At 73.6% G+C, this 5,296-nt stretch carries 5 protein-coding genes; 2 read left to right on the top strand and 3 right to left on the bottom strand.

Translation table 11 applies throughout. The features are described 5' to 3' along the window. The coding region (locus AC3WLN_RS23335) for an extensin-like domain-containing protein (RefSeq protein WP_492485282.1) at positions 1-913 on the bottom strand (913 nt) is incomplete at its 3' end. 110 nt (positions 914-1,023) lie between these two features. Here AC3WLN_RS23335 and AC3WLN_RS23330 point away from each other — a divergent pair. Both AC3WLN_RS23330 and AC3WLN_RS23325 read left to right on the top strand, forming a co-directional pair. Then, positions 1,024-2,256 carry an amidase gene (locus AC3WLN_RS23330; RefSeq protein ID WP_492485281.1) on the top strand — a complete coding sequence of 411 codons (1,233 nt, stop codon included), beginning with the start codon at positions 1,024-1,026 and terminating at the stop codon, positions 2,254-2,256. Between the two features lie 81 nt (positions 2,257-2,337). Next, the gene (locus AC3WLN_RS23325; protein ID WP_492485279.1) at positions 2,338-3,105 is read left to right on the top strand and encodes a methyltransferase domain-containing protein; all 768 of its coding nucleotides are present in this window, start codon (positions 2,338-2,340) and stop codon (positions 3,103-3,105) included. A 23-nt stretch (positions 3,106-3,128) separates the two neighbouring features. On the opposite strand, the gene metW is transcribed toward AC3WLN_RS23325, so the two are convergent. Together metW and metX are read right to left on the bottom strand one after the other, a co-directional pair. After that, positions 3,129-3,830: a methionine biosynthesis protein MetW gene (metW, locus tag AC3WLN_RS23320; protein ID WP_492485277.1), complete on the bottom strand. Its 702-nt coding sequence runs from the start codon at positions 3,828-3,830 to the stop codon at positions 3,129-3,131. Beyond that, positions 3,827-5,032: a homoserine O-acetyltransferase MetX gene (gene metX / locus AC3WLN_RS23315; RefSeq protein WP_492485284.1), complete on the bottom strand. Its 1,206-nt coding sequence runs from the start codon at positions 5,030-5,032 to the stop codon at positions 3,827-3,829. Before metX ends, metW begins: the two co-directional genes overlap by 4 nt. Between the last annotated feature and the right edge of the window lie 264 nt (positions 5,033-5,296).

Genomic DNA, 5,296 nt, shown 5'->3' with positions numbered 1-5,296 from the left:
CGACGGGGCTGCGCGGGGCCGCCGCGTAGACGCTCGGCGGCGCGGGCGCACGCACCGGGGCCGGCCCGTGGGCGAGCTGCGCGGCGGGCGCCTTCGTGGGCTGGCGCGCCGACATCGGCGTGACGCCGTAGGGATCGTCCTCCTCGACGTCGATCGGGGCCTGCGGCGGGGCGGGCAGGCGCTCGGGCGGACGCGGACGGGCCGTGGCGCGGGGGGCGCCGTCGGCGCCGAGCTGCGGCACGAACTTGATCAGCGGCTGGCAGATGCGGCGCAGGCCGCGCGGGTCGTGCCGGGCGAGGTCGACGTGGATGTGGTCGTAGTGGAACACGTTCGAGCCCGGCGCCAGCACGGTGGAGAACCGGGCGCAGGCCCCGAGGAAGACCTCGCGCAGGAAGCCCTGCTCGGCCTCGGTGCCGCGCCAGCCGCCCTTCACGGTGATGACGTAGCCGTCGGCGAGCTTGAACGACATGATGTCGACGGCATTGCCGAAGGAATGCTCGGAGAGCTTGGCGCCGGCCTGGTTGTTGCGGCCCCGGCAGGCATAGGTGCCGGCGTTGATCTCGGCCACGGGCTGGCCGAAATACAGGTTGGCGGCCGGCTGGATGGTGTCGGCGAGCCAGGCCTCGGCCTCGGTCAGGGCCGGACAGGCCAGGGTCACCCGCTGCTTGAGGGCGACGGTGCCCTTGCCCAGGCGGGTGACGCGGTAGGGCTGCAGCATGCCGCAGACGCCCGGCCCGCTGATCTCCTTGACGGGGGTGACGAACTCCGTCGTCTCCACCAGGCGCTTGGCGTTGCAGGCCTGCTCGGTCTGGTCACGCCAGGGCTCGCGCTGCTCAAACTTGTTGAGAGCACAGCCGGTGAGGCCCGCGCCGAACAGCGTCAGGGCCGAGAACGCGAATACGCTACGCCACATGACCCGTAAGATGCGCAGGGTTGCGTAAACGATGCGTCAACGATGCGGTGCAGGTCCCCATCCTGTGGACGGGTGTTGACAGGAGTCGGCCGAGACCGGACCAAGCCTCCATGCTCTCCCTCGTCGATCTCCGCACCCGCATCATTGCCGGCACCCTCGACCCCGCCGGCGCCATCCGCCTCGCCGAGGCCGCCATCGCGGCCCGCGACCCCGGCATCGGGGCGATCGTCACCCAGAATCCCGCACCGGCGATCGCCGGCTCGGGGCCGCTGGCGGGCATCGCGGTGGGGGTCAAGGACATCATCGACACCGCCGACCTGCCCACCCAGATGGGCTCGCCGATCTATGCCGGCTGGCAGCCGAAGGCGGATGCCGCCATCGTGGCGCGCCTGCGGGCGCTCGGCGCCGTGCCGCTGGCCAAGACCACCACCTCGCCCTTCGCGAGCCACGACCCCACCGCGACGGTGAACCCGCGCGACCCCGGCCACACGCCCGGCGGCTCCTCGGCGGGCTCGGCCGCGGCCGTCGCCGCCGGGATGGTGCCCCTGGCGCTCGGCACCCAGACCGGCGGCTCCGTGATCCGCCCGGCGGCCTTCTGCGGGGTGGCGGCGATCAAGCCGTCCTTCCGGCTGCTGCCGACGGTGGGCGTGAAGACCTTCTCCTGGGCCCTCGACACCGTCGGGCTGTTCGGGGCCGGCATCCGCGACGTCGCCCGGGGCCTGAGCCTGATCGCCGACCGGCCCGCCCTCGACCTCGACGCAGCCCCCCAGGCCCCGCGCCTCGGCCTCTGCCTCCAGGGATTCGCGGATGCTCCCGATGCGGACGCCCTTGCCGCCCTGACCCGGGCCGCCCGCGTGGCGGAAGCCGCCGGCGCCCGGATCGTCGACCTCGTCCTGCCGGCGCCGCTGCCGGAGGCCTGGGCGCAGCACGCGATCATCCAGGATTACGAGGCGCGCCAGGCGCTGGCCTGGGAATACGCCCATCACCGGGCGCGGCTCAGCCCGGAACTCGGCGCGCAGCTCGACGCGGCCCAGGATCTCGTGGCCGCCCAGTACGACGCGGCCCGCCGCGCCGCCCACCGGGCCCGGCGCGCGCTGAAGGACCTGTTCGGAGACTTCGACGCGATCCTGACCCTGTCGGCCCCGGGCCGGGCGCCCGCCGGCCTCGGCACCACGGGCGACGCGCGCTTCAACCGCCTCTGGACCCTGATGGGCGTGCCCTGCGTCACCGTCCCGGTTCCCGGCGACGGCCTGCCGCTCGGCGTGCAGGTCGTCGCCCGCTTCGGCGACGACGGCCGCGCGCTCGCCGTGGCGGGGATGATCGAGCGGGCCCTGGCGGCGTAGCGTCCGGAACACCTTGAGCCGACGAGACCCAGGGGCTATCGCCCCGCTCGTCCCCAACCCGTGCCACTGACGGTCGCCCCGATGCATCCCTGGAAACAGGCCGTGGCCCGAGCCTTCGACGGGGCCGAGGGCTATGACGGCGCAGCGGCGATCCAGGCCGAGGTGGCGGGGCGGCTGGCGCGGTGCATCGCCGGCGAGGCCCTGGCGCCGGCGCCGCGCATCCTCGAGATCGGCTGCGGCACCGGCCTGCTGACGGCGGCCCTGCGCCGGCACCTGCCGGAGGGGCGCCTCGTCGCCTCGGACATCGCCCCCGCCATGGTGCGGCGCTGCCGCGCCCGCCTGCCCGGGGCGTCCGGCCCGGCCTTCCTCGTCATGGATGCGGAGCGGCCCGCCCTGGCGCCCGGCTTCGATCTCGTCGCGTCGAGCCTCGCCGCGCAATGGTTCGAGGACCTGCCCGGGAGCCTGGCGCGCCTCGCGGGGCTGCTGGCGCCCGGCGGCCTGCTGGCGGTGGCGACCCTCGGGGCGGCCACCTTCGCCGAGTGGCGGGCGGCGCACGCGGCCCTCGGCCTGGAGGCGGCCACACCGACCTATCCGACCCTGGGGGAGCTTGCCGCGCTGACGGTCTCGGGCTGCACCCTCGCGGTCTCCGCCGAGCCCCTGGTCGAGGTCCATGCCGACGGGCGCGCCTTCCTGGCTTCGCTGCGGGCCATCGGCGCCGGCACCCCGGGCACGGCGGGGTCCCTCTCGCCCGGGGCGATGCGGCGGGTGCTGCGGGCCTTCGAGGCGGGGGGCGCGCGGGTCACCTACGAGGTCGCGACCCTGCTCGTCCGGCGCGACCGACAGGGTTAAGGGTTTTCACGTGCAACAGCGGCTCAGGCCGCGGCCTCGCGATCGCCGTCCGCGCGCCGGTGCAGCAGGAACACGCCCTGCGCGCCCATCAGGTTCCAGACCCACCAGGGCATCGCGAAGCGCATCGGCCGGCCCCTGGCATCCAGGGCGGTGGCCTTCTCGATCTCGGCATTCACCGTCCGGCACAGGCCGACGAAGTCGCGGATCGTGCAATGGTGGATGTTCTGGGTCTCGTACCATTCCTCCGGCATCAGCGCGGTGACCGGCATGCGCCCGCGGAGCGCCAGTTCAGAGCGGACCCGCCAATGGCCGAAATTCGGGAACGAGATGATGACCTGCCGGCCGATGCGCAGGAGGTGCTCCAGCACGATGCGCGGGTTTCGGGTCGCCTGGATGGTCTGGGACAGGACCACCACGTCGAAGGCGTCGTCGGGGTAGTTCGCCAGATCGGTGTCGGCATCCCCCTGGATCACCGGCAGGCCGCGAGCGAGGCAGGCGTTGACGCCCTCCCGCGACAGCTCGATGCCGCGTCCGTCGACGCCGCGCCGGTCGCGCAGCAGGGCGAGCAGGGCGCCGTCGCCGCAGCCGATGTCGAGCACCCGGGCGTTCGCCGGCACCAGGTCGAGCACCACGAGGTGGTCGACGCGGGTGCTGCCGGCCTCCTCCCGCGGCAGGGTCTCCGCCGTCTCCCAGGGCCGATGCGCGGAGGCGTTCGATCCCGTCACAGGCCGCGGGCCCGGGCGGCGGCGTCGATGTAGCCGCGCGCGGCGGCGAACATCGCCGGCTCGTCGAGGAGGAAGGCGTCGTGGCCCTTGTCGCTCTCCACCTCCACGAAGGCGACCGGGGCCGAGGCCGCGTTCAGGGCGTGCACGATAGCGCGGGATTCGGAGGTCGGGAACAGCCAGTCGGAAGTGAAGGACATCACGCAGAACCGGGTCTTGGTGCCCTTGAAGGCGTTGGCCAGCACCCCGCCCCGGTCGGCGGCGAGATCGAAGTAGTCCATCGCCCGGGTGAGGTAGAGATAGGCATTGGCGTCGAAGCGCTCGACGAAGCTGAGGCCCTGGTGGCGCAGGTAGCTCTCGATCTGGAAGTCGGCGTTGAACGAGAAGGTCGGCGCGGAGCCGCCCTGGAAGCGGCGGCCGAACTTCCGGTGCAGGGCCGGCTCCGACAGGTAGGTGATGTGCGCGCCCATGCGGGCCACACCCAGGCCCTTGGCCGGCCGGGTGCCGGCCTCGAGGTAGCGCCCCTCGGCCCAGGCCGGATCGGCCATGATCGCCTGCCGGCCGACCTCGTGGAAGGCGATGTTCTGGGCCGAGTGGCGCGGGCCGGTGGCGATCGGCATCGCGGCGAAGACCCGCTCGGGGTAGCTCGCCGCCCATTGCAGCACCTGCATGCCGCCCATGGAGCCGCCGATGCAGAGGAACAGGTCGCGGATGCCGAGGCGGTCGAGCAGCATCGCCTGGGCCCGGACCATGTCGCGGATGGTCACCAGGGGGAAGTCGAGGCCGTAGGCCCGGCCCGTGGCCGGGTCGATCGAGGCCGGGCCGGTGGAGCCCATGCACGAGCCGATGACGTTCGAGCAGAGGACGAAGTAGCGGTCGGTGTCCACGGGCTTGCCCGGCCCCACCAGGGTCTCCCACCAGCCGCGCTTGCCCGTCACCGGATGGGTGTGGGCGAAGTGCTGGTCGCCCGTCAGCGCGTGGCAGATCAGGACGGCGTTGGAGCGGTCCGCGTTGAGGGTGCCCGCCGTCCGGTAGGCGATCTGGAAGGGGGCGAGCTGCACGCCGGCATCCATCGCCAGGGGCTCGTCCAGGCCGAACCGCGCCACGAGGCCCTTCGGCTCGCGGGCCTGGGACAGCTCGGCGCCCGGCGCGTCGGCGCGCGCCGAGTCGTCTTCGGGCGTGCCTGGCTTGAGGGCGGTATCCAGCGACATGGCCATGAAACGGGTTGGAGGAGGCGGCGCGTCGGTCGGGGCGGAACGGAAGGGACGGCGCGGCGTGCCATCCGGAGATCGGGACCATGCGTCGTGAGGCGTTGAGGTAGTGTGCGCTCCCTCACGCGTCAACGAAAGGGCGCCGGGGCCACGCGGCGCGCGGGGTTTCAGAACCGGCGGGCCGATCCGGTTCGGGGCAAACGGCTCTGGTCCTTCGGCGCGTGCGATCGTAGACCGGGCGACGGCGCCGGGGAGGCG

The sequence above is a fragment of the Methylobacterium sp. FW306-05-D genome (assembly GCF_058782155.1).
This window is presented reverse-complemented; position numbering and strand designations above follow the sequence as displayed.

Coding starts and splice junctions, on each gene's coding strand:
- AC3WLN_RS23330 (WP_492485281.1), top strand. CDS start 1,024: ATGCTCTCCCTCGTCGATCTCCGCACCCGCATCATTGCCGGCACCCTC.
- AC3WLN_RS23325 (WP_492485279.1), top strand. CDS start 2,338: ATGCATCCCTGGAAACAGGCCGTGGCCCGAGCCTTCGACGGGGCCGAG.